Origin of the sequence: Microbacterium sp. dk485, assembly GCF_004570445.1 — a bacterium.
GTDB lineage: Bacteria > Actinomycetota > Actinomycetes > Actinomycetales > Microbacteriaceae > Microbacterium > Microbacterium wangchenii.
In genome coordinates this window covers 1,511,937-1,528,896 of the sequence record NZ_SPQW01000001.1, presented here as the reverse complement: position 1 = coordinate 1,528,896, position 16,960 = coordinate 1,511,937, and the positions used below count along the sequence as shown (strand labels likewise).

The 16,960-nt window shown below is 70.5% G+C and carries 13 protein-coding genes; 5 read left to right on the top strand and 8 right to left on the bottom strand.

All coding sequences use genetic code 11. The features are described 5' to 3' along the window. Positions 1-63: 63 nt before the first annotated feature. Complete coding sequence (locus tag E4V99_RS07175; RefSeq protein WP_135116791.1) at positions 64-2,268, bottom strand: AAA family ATPase; 2,205 nt, start codon at positions 2,266-2,268, stop codon at positions 64-66. A gap of 177 nt (positions 2,269-2,445) precedes the next feature. Here E4V99_RS07175 and E4V99_RS07170 point away from each other — a divergent pair, with 177 nt between their 5' ends. Continuing rightward, positions 2,446-4,038 carry a M28 family peptidase gene (locus tag E4V99_RS07170; protein WP_135116790.1) on the top strand — a complete coding sequence of 531 codons (1,593 nt, stop codon included), beginning with the start codon at positions 2,446-2,448 and terminating at the stop codon, positions 4,036-4,038. A gap of 348 nt (positions 4,039-4,386) precedes the next feature. On the opposite strand, the gene E4V99_RS07165 is transcribed toward E4V99_RS07170, so the two are convergent. Beyond that, on the bottom strand, positions 4,387-5,355 hold the full coding sequence (locus E4V99_RS07165; protein ID WP_135070244.1) for a helix-turn-helix domain-containing protein: 969 nt from the start codon (positions 5,353-5,355) through the stop codon (positions 4,387-4,389). Positions 5,356-5,442: 87 nt separating this feature from the next. Between E4V99_RS07165 and E4V99_RS07160 the strand changes: the two genes are divergently transcribed. Both E4V99_RS07160 and E4V99_RS07155 read left to right on the top strand, forming a co-directional pair. Next, positions 5,443-5,742 (top strand): hypothetical protein, encoded by a 300-nt coding sequence (locus tag E4V99_RS07160; RefSeq protein WP_135116789.1) that lies wholly within the window; start codon positions 5,443-5,445, stop codon positions 5,740-5,742. Positions 5,743-5,795: 53 nt separating this feature from the next. Continuing rightward, positions 5,796-6,212 carry a hypothetical protein gene (locus tag E4V99_RS07155; RefSeq protein WP_135116788.1) on the top strand — a complete coding sequence of 139 codons (417 nt, stop codon included), beginning with the start codon at positions 5,796-5,798 and terminating at the stop codon, positions 6,210-6,212. On the opposite strand, the gene E4V99_RS07150 is transcribed toward E4V99_RS07155, so the two are convergent. Then, a complete protein-coding gene (locus tag E4V99_RS07150; protein ID WP_135116787.1) occupies positions 6,199-7,407 on the bottom strand; it encodes a glycosyltransferase in 1,209 nt (402 codons plus the stop codon). The two genes, E4V99_RS07155 and E4V99_RS07150, sit on opposite strands and share 14 nt — an antisense overlap. Positions 7,408-7,410: 3 nt before the next feature. Beyond that, positions 7,411-8,616, bottom strand: coding sequence for a glycosyltransferase (locus tag E4V99_RS07145; protein ID WP_135070256.1), 1,206 nt, complete (start codon positions 8,614-8,616; stop codon positions 7,411-7,413). 142 nt (positions 8,617-8,758) lie between these two features. On the opposite strand from E4V99_RS07145, the gene E4V99_RS07140 reads away from it, so the two are divergent. Continuing rightward, positions 8,759-9,352, top strand: a complete 594-nt coding sequence (locus E4V99_RS07140; RefSeq protein ID WP_135070259.1) for a hypothetical protein — start codon at positions 8,759-8,761, stop codon at positions 9,350-9,352. 54 nt (positions 9,353-9,406) lie between these two features. Here E4V99_RS07140 and E4V99_RS07135 read toward each other — a convergent pair whose 3' ends face one another. From E4V99_RS07135 to E4V99_RS07120, 4 genes are all read right to left on the bottom strand, one after another. After that, a complete protein-coding gene (locus tag E4V99_RS07135) occupies positions 9,407-10,180 on the bottom strand; it encodes a potassium channel family protein (RefSeq protein ID WP_135070262.1) in 774 nt (257 codons plus the stop codon). Positions 10,181-10,225: 45 nt separating this feature from the next. Then, positions 10,226-11,863, bottom strand: a complete 1,638-nt coding sequence (locus E4V99_RS07130; RefSeq protein ID WP_135116786.1) for a fucose isomerase — start codon at positions 11,861-11,863, stop codon at positions 10,226-10,228. Continuing rightward, on the bottom strand, positions 11,860-14,442 hold the full coding sequence (locus tag E4V99_RS07125) for a GH116 family glycosyl-hydrolase (RefSeq protein WP_135116785.1): 2,583 nt from the start codon (positions 14,440-14,442) through the stop codon (positions 11,860-11,862). The genes E4V99_RS07130 and E4V99_RS07125 overlap by 4 nt, the downstream gene beginning before the upstream one ends. Positions 14,443-14,693: 251 nt before the next feature. Next, complete coding sequence (locus E4V99_RS07120) at positions 14,694-15,683, bottom strand: LacI family DNA-binding transcriptional regulator (RefSeq protein WP_135070271.1); 990 nt, start codon at positions 15,681-15,683, stop codon at positions 14,694-14,696. Between the two features lie 129 nt (positions 15,684-15,812). Here E4V99_RS07120 and E4V99_RS07115 point away from each other — a divergent pair, with 129 nt between their 5' ends. Further along, on the top strand, positions 15,813-16,955 hold the full coding sequence (locus E4V99_RS07115; protein ID WP_135116784.1) for a glycoside hydrolase family 172 protein: 1,143 nt from the start codon (positions 15,813-15,815) through the stop codon (positions 16,953-16,955). The last annotated feature ends 5 nt before the right edge of the window (positions 16,956-16,960 follow it).

Here is a 16,960-nt window from a genome sequence, read left to right as displayed (position 1 = left end):
TCCCGTCCGAAACATCACGCGATGCGCGGTGCCTCAGCCGGAATGTGGTGTCTCGTGGGTGGGTCAGTCGTCCAGGACGGCTTCTATCACCTCGTCGTCGTCGGACATGTCGGGCGGCGTGGGCGCACCGTCGGAGGTGAGCACGAGGCTCGACCCGTCGGCGGCGACATCCACCCGCACGACGTCACCGTCGCGCACGCGCCCGGCGAGGATCGCCATGGCGAGGCGGTCCTGGATCTCCGACTGGATGAGGCGGCGCAGCGGACGCGCGCCGAACACCGGGTCGTATCCGCGTTCGGCCAGCCAGGCCCGCGCGTCGGGGGTCACCGCGAGGGTGAGCCGGCGCTCGCGCAGGCGCCGCTGCAGGGCGTCGACGGCGAGCTCGACGATCTGGGCGAGGTCGTCCTCGCTGAGCACGTGGAAGATCACGATGTCGTCGAGGCGGTTGATGAACTCCGGCTTGAACGCCTGCCGCACCAGCGCCTGCACCTGCTCGCGCTTCTGCTCGGCCGACAGCGTCGGGTCGATCAGGATCGGCGAGCCCAGGTTGGACGTGAGGATCAGGATGACGTTCGTGAAGTCGACCGTGCGGCCCTGGCCGTCGGTCAGGCGGCCGTCGTCCATGACCTGCAGGAGCACGTCGAAGACCTCGGGGTGGGCCTTCTCGATCTCGTCGAGGAGGACGACGCTGTACGGGCGCCGGCGCACGGCCTCGGTCAGCTGACCGCCCTGCTCGTAACCCACGTACCCGGGAGGGGCGCCGACCAGGCGCGACACCGAGTGCTTCTCGCCGTACTCCGACATGTCGATCCGGACCATGGCGTGCTCGTCGTCGAAGAGGAACTCCGCGAGGGCCTTGGCCAGCTCCGTCTTGCCCACACCCGTGGGGCCGAGGAACATGAACGAGCCGACCGGACGGTGCGGGTCGCTGATGCCCGCGCGCGAGCGGCGGATCGCGTCCGAGACGGCCTTGACGGCCTCCTTCTGCCCGATCAGGCGCTTGCCGAGCTCGGACTCGAGGTGCAGGAGCTTCTCCGTCTCGCCCTGCATGAGCTTGCCGACGGGGATGCCGGTCCACGCCGCGATGACCTCGGCGATGTCCTCCTCGGTGACCTGGTCGCCGACCATCCGCTCACCCTCGGTCTCCTCGCGCTCGGCGGTCATGAGCTCGCGCTCGAGCGCCGGGATCTCCGCGTACAGCAGTCGCGAGGCGCGCTCGAGGTCACCCTCGCGCTGCGCCCGCTCGGCCTCGACGCGCGCAGCATCCAGCCGGGTCTTCAGGTCACCGACGCGGTTCAGCGACGAGCGCTCGCGCTCCCATCGCGCCTGCAGCTCGTTAAGACGGGCCTGCTCGCCGGCGAGGGTCTCGCGCAGCGCCGCGAGGCGCTCCTTGGATGCGTCGTCCTTCTCCTTCTTCAGCGCGAGCTCCTCGAGCTTGAGCCGGTCGACATGGCGGCGCAGTTCGTCGATCTCCAGCGGCGCGGAGTCGATCTCCATGCGCAGACGCGAGGCCGCCTCGTCGATGAGGTCGATCGCCTTGTCCGGGAGCTGGCGCGACGGGATGTACCGGTTGGAGAGGGATGCTGCGGCCACGAGCGCCGAGTCGGCGATCGCGACCTTGTGGTGCGCCTCGTAGCGCTCCTTGAGTCCGCGCAGGATCGCCACGGTGTCTTCGACGCTCGGCTCACCCACGTAGACCTGCTGGAAGCGGCGTTCCAGCGCCGCATCCTTCTCGATGAACTCGCGGTACTCGTCGAGCGTCGTCGCGCCGATCATGCGCAGCTCGCCGCGCGCGAGCATCGGCTTGAGCATGTTGGATGCGGCGACCGAACCCTCGCCGCCGCCCGCGCCCATCAGCACGTGCAGCTCGTCGATGAAGGTGATGACGCGGCCGTCGGATTCGGTGATCTCCTTCAGCACGCTCTTGAGGCGTTCTTCGAACTGGCCGCGGTACATCGCCCCGGCCACGAGGGCCGAGATGTCCAGCGCGACAAGCTCCTTGTCCTTGAGGCTCTCGGCGACGTCGCCGGCGACGATCCGCTGCGCGAGCCCCTCGACGACGGCCGTCTTGCCGACGCCGGGCTCGCCGATGAGCACGGGATTGTTCTTCGTGCGACGGGTGAGCACCTGGCTCACGCGCCGGATCTCGCTGTCTCGACCGATCACGGGGTCGAGCTTGCCCTGGCGGGCGCGGTCGGTGAGGTTGATCCCGAACTGCTCGAGGGCGCTCTGGGACTCCTCCTGCCCGGGCTGCGGGGTGGCGTTCATGTGTTCTCCTGAAAACTCGGTGCGCAAAGTTGAGTCGCGCTGGCTCAAGTTTATCGGACATCGGGCGATGCGGCAATGCACCCCCGGGCACAAAGGCCCCTACCGGCGCGCGGCGCGCGGGGTTAGCGTTCTGCGCGTCGACGCCAACGGGGGTGCCGAGCCACGGAAGGAACATGCATGTCGTTCACGAAGCGCAGACTGGCCGCCGTGATCGCGGCGGCGGCGATGGTGGGTGGGGGCGGGATCGCCACTCCGGCGTTCGCGGCCCGCGACGCCGACACCGTCGAAACCCTGACCAAAGCCGTCAAGGTCAACAACGTCCTCAGGCACCTGAAGCATTTCCAGCGGATCGCCGACTCCTACGGCGACCGCGCCGCCGGCCGCCCCGGCTACGAGGCATCCGTCGACTATGTCGTGAAGCAGCTCGAGCGGGCAGGCTACGCCCCCGAGGTGCAGGAGTTCCCCTTCACCTATACGGAGGAGAACAGCGCCCTCACCCGCCAGGATCCGGCGACGACGTGGGCGGAGGGCACCGACTTCCTGCGGAACTCGTTCGACAGCGGCAGCCCGGAGGGGTCGGCCACCGGCGCCCTCGTCCCCGTCGACCTCGTGACCCCCTTCCCGGCCGACGGCTCGAGCACGAGCGGTTGCGAACCGGAGGACTTCACCGGCTTCCCCGCCGGGGGCATCGCCCTCGTGCAACGCGGAACGTGCGATTTCTCGCTCAAAGCGCTCAACGCCGAGAACGCCGGAGCGGCGGGCGTCATCGTCGCCAACGACGGCCGTCCGGGCTTGGTCGGCATGATCGGCGACGCGACCGGCCTCACCATCCCCGCGGTGTTCGCGTCCTCCCCCGTGGGCGAGGATCTGGCGTCCACGCCCGGCGCGATCGTGACCGTCACGGTGGACTACTTCGCCGAGGAGCGCACGACGTACAACGTGCTCGCCGAGACGGGCACGGGCGATGACTCGAACGTCGTGATGGCCGGCGCGCACTTGGACAGCGTGCAGGATGGCGCGGGCATCAACGACAACGGCACCGGCAGCGCGGGCCTGCTGGAGACGGCGATCCAGATGAAGCGGGTCAAGCCCACCAACACCGTGCGGTTCGCGTGGTGGGGCGCCGAGGAGGAGGGCCTGCTCGGTTCGGAGTACTACGTCGCGAATCTCGCCGAGGAGCAGCTCGGTCAGATCGCGCTGTACCTGAACTTCGACATGATCGGCTCGCCGAACTACTTCACCGGCGTGTACGACGGTGACAACTCCGGCGGCACCGCCGAACCGGGCTTCATCCCGCCCGGCTCCGCCGAGATCGAGGACGTCTTCGAGCAGTTCTACACCTCGAAGGACCTCCCCTATCAGGACACCGATTTCTCCGGCCGCTCCGACTACGGCCCGTTCATCGCGGTCGGCATCCCCGCGGGCGGGCTGTTCACCGGCGCCGAGGAGATCAAGACCGAGGAGGAGGCGGCGCGGTACGGCGGCCTCGCCGGCGTCGCGTACGACCCGTGCTACCACCAGCCGTGCGACAACCTCACCGGTGAGGGCGCTGACCGCGCGCTCTACAAGCAGCTCGAGAGGGCCTACCGGCATCAGTTGAAGGGCAACGTCAACCGCATCGCGCTGGACGTCAACTCCGACGCGCTGGCCGCCGCCGTCATCACGTTCGCGTTCGACACGTCGACGGTGGAGGGCGCCGACGCGCTGCGACAGAAGGCGGCCGGCGCGCCCGTCGACCTCGACGCGCTGCGCGACCGCGCGGCGCAGTAGTCGCCCGGGCCCCGGCACCCCACGCGGTGCCGGGGCCCGCACGCGGTGCCGAGGCCCCGCACCTGCCGCCTGACCGAACTCCTCAAATCCGCGCCCGGACGCGGCGAGAACCGCCCCCCACGAGACCGAGGGCACCGGTCTTGAGGAGTTCGGGCTTGAGCCGGGCTGGCACGAGGAAGTGCGGGGAGCGGACCCCGACCCTCCGCTCGCGCGTCGCCGCCTGACCGAACTCCTCAAATCCGCGCCCGGATGCGGCGAGAACCGCCCCGCGCGACGCCGAGGGCGCCGGTCTTGAGGAGTTCGGGCGCGGCGGAGTTCGGGCGCGGCGGTGCGGAGGGCGCGGCCCGCTCAGGCGGCCTGGTCCTCGGTCACGTGGCGGAAGCGCGACCGGTAGGCGGTCGGCGTGAGGCCGAGGGTGCGCGCGAAGTTCTGCCGCAGGACCGCCGCGGAGCCGAAGCCGCTCTCGTATGCGATCCGGTCGAGGCCCAGGTCGGTCTTCTCCAGCAGCCGCTGCGCGTGCAGGATGCGCTGCCGAGAGAGCCATGCGGCGGGCGTGGCACCGAAGTCGGCCTTGAACCGGCGCGCGAAGGTCCGCGGAGACATGTGCGCGCGGGCGGCGAGCTGGTCGACCGAGAGATCGGCCCGCAGGTTCTGCAGCATCCAGTCGCTGACCGGCGCGAGCGACATGGATGCCGCCACCGGAAGAGGCTTGTCGATGAACTGCGCCTGGCCGCCGTCGCGCTGCGGCGGGACCACCATGCGCCGCGCGATCGTGTTGGTCATCTCCGCACCCAGCTCCTGTCGCAGCAGGTGCAGGCACGCATCCAAGCCCGCCGCCGTGCCGGCGCTCGTGATGATGCGCCCGTCTTGGACGTACAGCACGTCGGGGTCGACGTCCGCGCTCGGGTACATCTCGGCCATCCGCTGCGCGTACATCCAGTGGGTGGTGGCGCGGCGGCCGTCGAGCACACCCGCGGCGGCCAGGAGAAACGACCCGCTGCACAGACTGAGGACCCATGCTTCGCGCGCGACCGCGTGCCGTATGACCTCGAGCACGCGTTCGTCCACGTGTGCCCAGTACTCCGGCGTCGTCGGCGACACCACGACCAGGTCGGCTTCATAGGCGAAGGACAGGTCGTTCTCGATATTGATCGAGAACGGCATCTTGGATGCCACGGCGCCGGGATCGGGCGTGACGATGCGGAAGTCGAAGTTGGGAATCCCGTCGGCCGTCCGGTCCAGTCCGAACGCCTCGCATGCGACGCCGAATTCGAACGGGGCGAATCCGTCCTGCACGATCACTGCGACGGTCTTCATGGAGGCTCCTCGGGCTGGCAGTAATCGTTCGGGTCGTGGCTACTCTGCCACTGTTGGCAGGTTGAGCGCAAGCGTAGGTTTCCTGCCATGATCCTTCTTCTGCTTGCCACCGCCGCCCTCGCCACGGCCGCGATCGTCGCCACCGTCGGCGGCCTGGCCCGCGACGGATACCGGGCCGTTCCCTCCATCCCCTGCCGCGTGCCGGAGCGCTCGGCGTCCCTGCCGGATCGAGTGGCCCCCCTGCCGGAGCGATCGGCGCTCGTGCGCGAGCATTCGGCGCCCGTGCACGAGCGGCCGATGCCCCTGTCGGCGGCCGCCCACTCCGCAATCCGGCCTCCGCACGTCTTCGCGGCAGCCCGCCGGGTGCGCGTCTCTGCGCAGATGTGAGCGGATCGCGGGAACGTCCTCCGTAGACTCGGGATCCCCAGAGACGAGGAACCGTGACCACTCCACCGCAGTCGCCCGCCCCTTCTGCCCCCCAGGCCTACGGCACCCCCGCCGGATATCCGTCCCCCGCGGCCTACGCCCCGGCCGCCTCCGCCGTACGCGGAAATCCCTTCGGGCTGGCGTCGGCCGTGGTGGGCGCGGTGCTCCTGCTCTCCCTGTTCCTGCAGATGATCGTGCAGGTGGGCGCGATCGGCCGCGGCGATGTCAGCATGCTCGGCATCATCGGCGTGGCGACCAACCTCATCGAGGGGCTCCTGGCCGTCACCGCGGTCGTCCTCGGCATCATCGGACTCACCCGGCGCGGGCGCCCTCAGGCCCTCGCGGGCATCGGGACAGGGATCGGCGTCGCGATGCTGATCTCCACGATCGTGTGGGGGCTGCTGTACCCCGCAGTGCTCAGCCTGAGCTGACGCTGCGCCCCGCGATCGCCCGCTGATACACGTCCACCATCGCCGCCGTGCGGGACGACTGGCGGAACAGCTCCCGTATGCGCGACTCGGGGACGGGCGCCGTGCCGGCTGTGATGTCGGCGGCAGCCTGCCGGAGCGTCGCGGCCAGGGCCGTCGTCGAGGCATCCGCCACCGTCCAGGCGCCCGAGCCGAGCTCAGCGGCGATGTCTGGGTCGCTGACCACAGCAGGGGTCCCCAACGCAGCGGCCTCGAACACCGTCATGCCCTGCGTCTCGAAGCCGATCGAGGTCTGCACGACCGCGTCGGCCGCGGCGATGCGGCGCAGGGTCTCGGGGTAGGGCAGGCGGCCGGTGAAGACGACGGATGCCGCGGGTCGGCGCCGACGCACGAGCCGGCGGGCGGCACGTGCCTGGCCGCCTCCCCCGATGACCTCCACGTCGGCGGCGACGCCGGATTCGGCGAGGCCCTCGAGGAAGGGCAGGAGACGCTTCTCCGCGCTCATCCGGCCCACCCACACCAGCCGCGGAGGGCCGGGAGCGCGCCCGTCCGCCGGCGCTGCAGAGGCGGAGTCCAGGACGTCGTCGTCGATCCCGTTCCAGACGACGTCGACGGCGGGGTGGACCCCGTGCGCCTCGAGGCGGCGCGCGAAGTGGCCCGAGGGCGCCGTCACCGCGTCGACCCCGCCGGCCAGCAGACGCAGATACGACCACCCGTCGGATCCGGACCCCGCCGCGCGGGAGCTCACGCCGAGGACGCGTCGCGCCCCCGCGTTGAGCACGCGCAGAACCAGGCCGGGGAAGGGGGCGACCGCGGCGATTCCCACGTCGACCCGGTTGTGCATCGTGTGCACGACGGGCAGGCCGTGACGCCGGGCGAAGCGGTGCCCGATGAGCGCGCCCCAGAAGTCCGCCTGCACGTGGACGACGTCCACCGGCGGGCGGCGGGACATCGCCGCATCCACGAACCGGTCGGTGCGGGCGCCGGGAAGGCTCATCGAGTACTCCCGGTCGAGCGTGACGGGGATCGAGGGGAGGTCGACGTACGCCGCGTCGGGCGTGGCGCGGGCGTGCATGCGCGGGGCGACGATCGTGACGGTGTGGCCGGCGCGTTCGAGGAAGCGCCGCTGCAGGCGCATCGACACCTGCGCGCCGCCGGATGACTCGACGTGCTGGTCGCCGAACATCACGACGTGCACGGGCTACTCCGGCAGGGGCGTGCCGCGGTACAGGGCCTCGAACGTGTCGAGCGTGCGCTCGATGTCGTGCACCACCACGCCGTCCAGCGACGCCTGCTGCATGCGCAGGAACTCCTCCGGATCGGCCGTGAGCACGTCGGTGAGGCGCGCGGACATCTCTGCCGCGTTGCCCGGCTCGAACAGGTACCCGTTCTCGCCGTCGTGCACGAGGTGCGGCAGCGCGACGGCGTCGGCGGCGACCACGGGCAGGCCCGAGGCCATCGCCTCCATCGTCGCGATGGACTGCAGCTCGGCGATCGAGGCGATCGCGAAGACGCTCGCACGCGAGTACAGCGAGCGCAGGTCCTCTTCGCTGGCGTGCCCGTGGAAGGTCACGCGGCCGGAGATCCCCAGCTGCTCGGCGAGGGTCTCCAGGTTCTTGCGCTGGTCTCCGCCGCCGACGATGTCGAGGGTGACATCCAGCGCAGGGTCGAGCTGCTCCACGGCCCGCAGCAGCACGTCGATGCCCTTCTCCGAGGTCAGTCGTCCGACGAAGAGGATGCGGTTGGACTCGCGCGGTGCGAGGTGCGGGGAGTAGTTGCGCCGGTCGATGCCGCAGCTGACGGGAATCACGCCGTGGATGTCGATGGTCGACTCGAGGAAGTCCGCGGCCTTGCGCGTGGGGGTCGTCACCGCCCGGGTGAGGTTGAAGGTGCGCTTGGCGTCGGCCCACGCGAGCTTGACGACGACCTGGTTGAGTGCGTCGGGCAGCGTGGTGAAGTCGAGGATGTTCTCGGCCATAACGTGGTTGGTGGCGACGATGGGGATGCCGCGCTTGCGCGCCTCCCGAGCCAGTCCCCGGCCGATCACGATGTGCGACTGGATGTGCACGACGTCGGGCTTGACCGCATCCAGCACCTTGCGCGCATAGTGCTTGGAGCGCCACGGCCAGACGAACCGCAGCCAGTCATGCGGGGGCCAGCGGACGGAGGGCAGGCGATGCAGCATCATCGGCTGCCCCTCGATGACCTCCGTGCGCGGATGCGAGCGGCGATACGCGGTGTTGGGCGCCATGACGTGCACGTCATGGCCGCGCTCGACGAGTCCGGCCGAGAGGCGCTCGGCGAAACGGGCGGCGCCGTTGATGTCGGGAGCGAAGGTGTCGCAGCCCACCAGGACGGTGAGGCGAGGGGCGGCGTCGGGACTGTCAGGCGTCGCAGGGGTGGTCACGGCGGGTGGCTGCCTATCTGTGCGGCGGTAGGGGTCGCACGGTGCGGTGCATGCGCCCTGTCATCGTACCGGAGGCACCTCGCCGCGCCTGGGAAGCGCCACGGCGAGCGCGTGGCGGCGGAATCGACATAGCCTGGGAGGCATGCCGCGACTGCAGGCCGACGCCGATCCCGCCGTGTGGGTGCCCGTGACCGGATCCTTGGGGTTCCGGGGCCGGCGGCACCGGAAGGCGGCCATCCGGATGCTGCTGAGCCAGGCCAATCGCGCGGTGGGCGCGGTCGAGCGGCCGGGGAGCGGGTTCCTCGCGTGGGCGATGAGCCAGGCCGCTCCGCTCCTGCTCCGCCGCGCGGACGGCCGCGTGCTGGTGTGGGTGTGGAAGGACGACCCGGAACTGCTCGTCGCCATGGCGCAGCTGCAGGAGGCGACCCCGCAGCTGCGCACGGCCCGCGCGATGATGCCGATGGAGTACGACGACACCGAGGACTTCCCCAACCCGCACTTGGGCGTCGGGGAGAAGCTCGTGATGGACCTGCCCGCCGACCCACGCACACCGCCCTTCGCCAGCTACACGTGGGACACCGGATCGGCCTTCGTGACCCTGACGGCGGTGTGCTCGGACCGCGAGCGGGTGGGCACCGTGCTCGGCGCCGTCGACGCGATCGCCCGCACGCTCCGCGTCGTGGACGATCTCGCCGTCGACGAGTCCGGCACCATCCTGCGCCTTCCCCCCGCCTGAGCGCCGCTCGGCGGTCCCCGGCGGCGGCCGCCCGGCGGGCTCCCCACCGACGGCTCAGCGCGGATGCGGCGGAGTGTCGCCCGGTCGCGCGTTCAGGGCCGCGATGATCCGGTCGACGTCGGCGCGCGTGGCCGGCTGCTGCTCCGCGTGACCCCGTGTCGCCCGCTCGACGACCCACGAGGAGAAGCTCGCGACGATGAGCCCGACCAGCACCACCCCGCCCACCATGAGCAGCACGGCGAACGTCCGGCCCGCCGCCGTCACGGGGACGTAGTCGCCGTATCCGACCGTCGTGACCGTGCAGAACGCCCACCACAGGGCGTCCCCGAACGAGCGGATGCTGGCGCCCGGGGCCCTGCGCTCGGCCTCGAGCACGACGAGCGCGGTCTGCCAGATCAGCAGCAGCGCCGCCCCCGTGCCGTAGATCAGCAGCTTCGCCCGCAGGGAACTCCCCGCCGTCCGTGTGAACGACGTGATGCGCGTCAGGGCACCCAGCAGCCGCACGGGGCGGAGGGCGGGGATGAGGACGACGGCGAGATCGAACAGGTGGGTGCGGAACCATCGCGGCCGCGGGGAGGACAGGATGAGCCGTACGAGATAGTCGACGGCGAAGACCACCCACGCGAGCCGGATGACCGTCAGCGTCGCCACGCGCCATGCGCCCTGCAGATCCCCGATCACCTGGAAGGTGTAGGCCACCAGGAACAGGAACGCGATGACCGTGAGCGGCCAGTACGTGGCCGCTTCCCAGCGTCGCGTACGGGCCGTCTCGCCGCGGCCGTGTCTGTGCCTGCGGTGTGCGGTCGCGCGCTTGTCACCCTCGGCCATGCCCGCACTCTAGGACCGGCCGCACGGGGCGCGGCGCCGACCCGCTCAGATCCCGGCGACGCGGCCCACCAGATTGACCTTCACGCCGATCCGGTCGAACATCGCCGCCTTGGCGATGAGCGCCTTGTCGGCCGTCTCGGCGTCGGGGGCGTAGACGACCTGCGCGTGGTTGGCCTTGTGCCGCGCCATGAACTGATCGCGCGAGACGTCGTGCAGCACGACGTGCGCGATCGGCCACTCCGGGTTCGTCGCGGCCTTTCGCCGCTCGGTCTCCTCGGCGGGCAGTTCGACCGCCGTCCCACGGAAGATGTCGACCTGGAGGATGCCGTCGGCGATGAACACACGAGAGACGACCAGTTCGCCCGGGCGGGACACGCCGTTGACGGTGGAGCCGCCGGCGGGGAAGAACACCGGGTCCTGACGCCAGCCCTCCGCGTGGTCCCATCCGCCCAGGTGGGAGGCCGGGACCGACCCCGAGATCTCGTACACCCAGACGAACCGGCCGTCGTAGTCCTCGCCCCATCGCACGTCGTGCAGGGTGTTGTCGGACACGAGGCCCATGGCGCTCCACACGCGGTCGGTGACCAGCGCGTCCACGGCGACGCCTTCGTCGGCCTCGTTGAAGTGCGGCAGCGGACGGCCGGCGAACAGCTCACGCTCACCGTCGCGGGAGCGCACGGGCGGGCGCTCGGTGGAGTTCAGCATCCCTTCGGCGAGGTCGGAGGCCGGCACGAGATCCTTCAGGCCCTGCTGATACTGGATGCCGATGGCGTCCACGCCGAAGTCGTCGGCCATACGCAGGGCGGCGATGTACATCTTCATCTGCCACTGCACCTGGCCGCGCGTGAGCTCGGTGGCCTCATCCTCGCCGAGGCGGAAGGTCATGCCGTGGGAGACGAGCCACTCGTACGCGGCGTCGGCCTCCTCGTCGGGCACGCGCAGCATCTCGGCGTACAGCGCCGACTGCGAGAGCCGCTCCTTGTAGATCCCGATCGGGTTGAGCAGCTCGTCGTCGAAGATCGCGTTGTACATGCCCATGCAGCCCTCGTCGAAGACGCCGATGAGCGCCTTCTCGGCCAGCAGCTGGTCGCCCAGGGCACGTCCGAGCTGCACCTCGGCGGTGTCGGGGAGGGTGGGGAGCGCACGCACGTGGGAGGCGTCATGCGTGATGCGGCCGGTCTCGCACCACTGGCGGATGCCCTCCGCGAACCACTCGTCGGAGAAGTCGACCGACCAGATGCTGGAGTACTCCTTGCCCATCTTCGTCAGGCCCGCGTTCAGTCCGAGCAGGCCGACGAGGCCCGGCCAGTCCCCCGCGAAGTTCGCGACGGTGAGGATGGGCCCCTCGTGGGTGCGGAGCCCGGGCAGGACGTGGTGGGAGTACTGCCACACCGCTTCGGCGACGATCAGCGGGGCATCCACGGGAATGCGCGTGAAGACCTCGAGACCCATCCGCTGGCTGGAGATGAAGCCGTGCCCGGTGGCGGGGTCGACGTCGTTGGCGCGGATGACGCTCCAGCCGAGCGACTCGAACGCGCGCGTCACCGCCGCCTCCATGGCGGCCTGCGTGGCCCAGCCGGCGACGTTGGCCGACTCGCGGAGGTCTCCGCTCGCGATGAGGTAGGCGGTCTTCGGCTCGCTCTGGGGGCGGGTCACGGGGGCGGGCAGGGTGTAAGTGCTCATGCGTTGTCCTCGACTAGCTGACGGGCGTGGGATGCGGTGGCGGTGTGGCTCGCTCCGACTCCGAGACGGAGGCGAGCGGGGGTCTCGGAGGTGGTGGCGGAGATCGGCAGCTCGCGCCCGGCCAGCAGAAGGCGATCGAGCTCGAGCGTCCCGCCGTGCACGTGCAGCGCGACCGTCTCACCGTCGATCTCGACGCGCCCCCACCCCGTGCCCGTGGTGAACAACGAGCGGAAGGGCCGGTCGCCGACGGGGTCGAAGGCGAGCGTGCGGGTGGGCGCGTCCCACTGGACGCCGCTGAAGGCCAGCAGCAGTCCCCATGACGCGAGCGAGCGCGCATAGTGGTTGCCGCACTCGATCTCGTTCCACGGATTGCGCGCGTCGCCGGCGTACCGGGCGCGCACGGCGCGCTCGATCCGCAGCGCCTGATCCGGAAGGCCGGCGTAGACGAGGGATGCGGCCACCTGGTGCTCGACGCCGGTCCACACCTCGTCGGAGTACACGAAGGGGATGGCGGGCCGCCCGCCGCGCGGCCACGAGGCCAGCAGGAGTCCGCCCTCGTCGTTGAGGGCGTAGACGCGCTGCGTGCTCTCGTGCGTGCTGAGGTCGTCGCGGAAGTTGTGCGTGACGACGGCGCCCAGCGCGCTGCGCAGCCGGTGGCGCGGGAGGAGGTCGCCGAGCCCGTTGATCCACGCATGGAACTGGCCCAGCAGCTGGTCGGAGAGCACCCCGTCGCCGTACTGGTACCGGTGCGCGTCGACGTCGTCGATCACCTGCCGGTAATACTCCCCGTTCCACAGCACGTCATCCATGCCGCCGGAGGCGCGCTCGGCCCGGTCACGCCATCCCGCCGCCCGCGCGGAGTCGCCGAGGTGGTCGGCCATGCGCGCTCCCGCTTTCAGGGCCGCGGCGAAGAAGCCGTTCGCGAGCGGTTCAACACCGTGGAATTCGATGTCGTAGGTGTTGTGCAGCTCACCGTCGAGCAGTCCGTCCCCATCCCGATCCCAGGCATCGACCGCGTGCTCGAGGGAGCGGACGGCGGCCGGCCACAGTTCGCGGAGGAAGTCGTCATCGCCGCAGAACCGCCACTCCCGGTACAGGCGCAGGAACGTCCCGAGCTGGCCGTCGACGGCGGGCCCCATGAACCAGGACGGACTGCCGAACACGCGATTGGACCGGAACTTCTGCGCCCCCGCGGCATCCGTCTCCAGCAGGTACTCCACGCGTCGCGCGCTGCGCTCCAGTGATGGGAACAGCCACGCCATGGTCTGGGCGTACGACCACACGTGGGTGCACGTCCCCTCGCAGGACCCGGAGTGGTCGAAGGATCCCTCCCACGCCGCGAAGACCGGCCCCTCCCCCAGCTCCGGATTCGGCGTCTCGACGACGAAAGCGGTGGTGGATCGGGCTGCGGCGAGGTTCGCCCCCACCGCATCCGCTACGACCGGATCCAGTGTGCCGCCGTAGAGCGCGTCGACGAAGGCGAGTGTGGCGGCCTCCAGCTCGGGCAGCGCGCCGTGCAGGTGGCTCGCCGCCGCCCACGCATCCGGCCACAGCATCGCGTAGTGGTTGCGCACGACCTCGTCGGCATGCGGATCGTCGAACACGATGTGGCCCCGCCAGGCACGTCGCCGGTTCGGGAAGCTCCATGCCAGCACGAACTCGAATGCGCGGCTCTCGCCGGGGGCGATGTCGTGGACGATGCCGAGCGATCCCGTGCGCAGGCGGGGGAGCCGCTCGAACAGCTCCTCCTCCGTCATGGGTGCGGATGCGTCGGCCGGTACCGAGTCCGCGAACAGACCGCGCGGACGGTCCTCGAGGGTGAGCTTCGGTTCCGGGTCGAGGCGGCCGTCGTCGGAGAGGTCGTTCCAGAACAGGCGCGGTCCGTCGGGCCAGAACCCGGTCACCCACTGCGGCTTCACGGTGGTCGCCGCATCCGTGGTGGTGAGACTGAGGGTGCCGTAGCCGGGGTCGTCCTCGGGGAGGCGGATGCCGAAGTCCAGGCCCCGCACGTCGCCTTCGTCGCGCCACCGCACCGTCTGCGCGGCGCGCATGCCGAAGGGGCCCTCGCCGCGCCCGGCGGTATGGCTCACACTGCCGACGATCGTCACGGCGACGGAGCGGTCGCCGGGATTGGTGACGGTGTAGCGCAGCACCGCACCGGGAATCCCGGAGGCGTCGGCGTCGAGGGGGACGAGGGGCGTGAAGGCGCGAAGCGACACCTGGACGGGGAGGACGTCGTCGGCGAAGTCGATGTCGACGACCGGATACTCCCCGTGCATCGTCGCCGACTGCAGACGCGGCAGGCCGGCGAGCCGGTCGAAGGGGTAGCCCGCGTCGCCGTCGTGGCGGCCCGTCAGGCGCGCTTCCAGGACGCGGGTCACCGCGGGCCCGCTCAGCGGCGCGGCGTGGATCGCGAAGAAGGAGTACGGGTTGAACCGCCCTTTGTCGGGGAGGTTCTCCAGTTCCCAGTCACGGAGTTCTCCGCGGGCGCCGAGCGACACGTTCCCCGTGCCCAGTCCCCCCAGCGGGAACGCCGCCCGCTCCGCCGTGTGCGGGATGGCACGGGCCCGCCGCGTCACGCAGCCACCGCCGCGGGATCCGCAGGCGTGCGCGCCACGCCCGGACGGCTCGACGGCCGGTGCACGGGGGGTGCGTCATCGGCGCCGAGCGGGCAGCGGACGGACATCGGATCCTCCTCGATCGACGGCGGACGAGCCGCGTCCGCCGTACCGCGTTCACTTTAGACGAAATCGATTTCACGATCAACCGAGGGCACACGCCGGGAGTTTCGACGCGGCTACGGCCCTGAGCGCGGCGGAGTGACCGCGCGTCAGGCGGTGTTCGCGCCGCGTGCCGGGCGCACCTCGTTGCGCAGCACCACCGTGCGCGCGGGCTGATCATCGCCGTTGATGCGCTCGAGCAGCATCTTGGCCGCCGTGACGCCCATGTGGCGCGCGGGGAGCCGCACCACGGTGACGGCGTTGGGCGTCAGCGTCGTGAACGGGAGCGAGCCCACGACGGCCACGCCGATCTCGGGTGGGGTGAGCGCGTGCTCGGTGAGGACCTGGATCGCGCCGACGCCGAGGAGGTTGTTCGCCGCGACGACGGCGTCGGGCGGCTCGGGGAGAGCGAGGAGCTCCTCCATCGCCTCACGGCCGCCGTCGACGCGGAACGTGGAGTACCGCAGCAGTTCCTCGGAAGAGGCCTCCGGGAAGTGCCGCGCGACGACGCCACGCCACCCCTCCGCGCGCTCGTACGCCGTCTCGATGTGCTGCGGACCGGTGATGCAGGCGATCCGGCGGTACCCGGCCTGAACGAGGTTCTCGGTCGCCGCCTGGCCGGCGGTGCGATTGGCCATGACGACACCGTCGATGTCGTAGCCGGTGCCGCGGTCGACCGCGACGACCGGCCGCCCGGTGGCCAGGAGGTCGTCAAGGTTGGAGTGATCGGATGCCGCGGCCAGGATCACGCCCGCCATGTGCTCGGCGATCGCGATCTGGAGGTAGGTCGCTTCCTTCTCGATCTCGGAGTCGGTGTTGCACAGGACGACGGAGTACCCCGCCTGCGAGGCGACGTCCTCCACTCCACGCGCCATCTCGGTGAAGTAGGGGTTCTCGATATCGGGGATGACGAGCGCGATCACTTCCGAGGCCTGGCGGCGGAGGGTTCGCGCGGTGCGGTTGGGTGTGAAGTTCAGCTGACGCGCGGCCTCGCGCACGGCGAGGGTCTTGGAGTCCGACACCCCGATGCCGTTGAACACGCGCGACACCGTGGCCGGTGAGACGCCGGCGAGCTTCGCGACCTCGTAGATCGTGGCCATCTCACCCCATCCCGCGCCGCGGCCCGCGTTGACTTTCCCCGCGAGCCAACAGTACCGTGTTGAAATCGATTCCAAGCGCTCGCCGCTTCTTCGACGCCCCCGCGTACCGAGACGAGGATGTCCTGCCCGATGAATGCACCGCGCGTACCCGCCCCTGATCTTTCGTCCATCTCCGGTCTGCGGCCGCTGCAGACCCGGTCCATCTCCCCGGAGAACTTCGACGGCGCGGTGGGTGGAGGCGGCCGGGCCACGGAAGGCACGGGGGCCGCCAGTGCGCGCGATCTCGGGCCCGGGTGGAAGATCTCCCCGAGCGTCGACATCAAAGCCGGTGAGACGTTCGATCTGGCCGCGATCGAGGGCGCCGGGAAGATCACGCACATCTGGATCACCACGCACACCGACAACTGGCGCACCCTCGTCCTGCGGGCGTACTGGGACGGCGCCGACGAGCCCGCCGTCGAAGTGCCGTACGGCGACTTCTTCTGCAACGGGTGGGGCGTGTTCGCCCAGGTGAACTCGCAGCCGATCGCGGCGAATCCGCACGGCGGGTTCAACTCGTACTGGCCCATGCCGTTCCGAGACGGGGCGCGCCTGACGCTGGAGAACACCTCCGTCGTCGATGTGCGCGTCTACTTCCAGATCACCTACGAAATCGGCGGGGACTACACCGGAGACGGCTACTTCCACGCGCAGTGGCGGCGCTCCAACCCGCTCGGCGAGCTCGTCCCGCACACGATCCTCGAGGGCATCGAGGGGCAGGGGCAGTACGTCGGCACGTATATCGCGTGGGGTGTGAACTCCAACGGCTGGTGGGGCGAAGGCGAGATCAAGTTCTATCTCGACGACGACACCGACTATCCGACGATCTGCGGAACCGGCACCGAGGACTACTTCGGCGGTGCGTGGAACTTCGACATCCCCGGTCAGGGATACACCGAGTTCTCCACCCCGTACCTGGGGATGCCGCAGGTCGTCCGCCCCGACGGGCTCTACGTCAGCCAGCAGCGCTTCGGCATGTACCGCTGGCACCTGCTGGACCCGATCTTCTTCTCCTCCGGAGTGCCGAAGGTCGACATCCAGGCGCTCGGGTGGCGCAGCGGATGGCGCTACCTGCCGCTGCGCGACGACATCGCCTCCACGGCGATGTTCTACCTCGACCGGCCCACCGCGCGCCGGCCGAAGTCACCGACCGCCGACGACATGGAGGTCCACCTAGGGACCGCCCCCGTGCCCGACATCGGCGCCACCCCTCCCCGCGCGCCGCAGGACTGAGGACC

Coding starts and splice junctions, on each gene's coding strand:
- E4V99_RS07175 (WP_135116791.1), bottom strand. CDS start 2,268: ATGAACGCCACCCCGCAGCCCGGGCAGGAGGAGTCCCAGAGCGCCCTC.
- E4V99_RS07170 (WP_135116790.1), top strand. CDS start 2,446: ATGTCGTTCACGAAGCGCAGACTGGCCGCCGTGATCGCGGCGGCGGCG.
- E4V99_RS07165 (WP_135070244.1), bottom strand. CDS start 5,355: ATGAAGACCGTCGCAGTGATCGTGCAGGACGGATTCGCCCCGTTCGAA.
- E4V99_RS07160 (WP_135116789.1), top strand. CDS start 5,443: ATGATCCTTCTTCTGCTTGCCACCGCCGCCCTCGCCACGGCCGCGATC.
- E4V99_RS07140 (WP_135070259.1), top strand. CDS start 8,759: ATGCCGCGACTGCAGGCCGACGCCGATCCCGCCGTGTGGGTGCCCGTG.
- E4V99_RS07135 (WP_135070262.1), bottom strand. CDS start 10,180: ATGGCCGAGGGTGACAAGCGCGCGACCGCACACCGCAGGCACAGACAC.
- E4V99_RS07130 (WP_135116786.1), bottom strand. CDS start 11,863: ATGAGCACTTACACCCTGCCCGCCCCCGTGACCCGCCCCCAGAGCGAG.
- E4V99_RS07120 (WP_135070271.1), bottom strand. CDS start 15,683: ATGGCCACGATCTACGAGGTCGCGAAGCTCGCCGGCGTCTCACCGGCC.
- E4V99_RS07115 (WP_135116784.1), top strand. CDS start 15,813: ATGAATGCACCGCGCGTACCCGCCCCTGATCTTTCGTCCATCTCCGGT.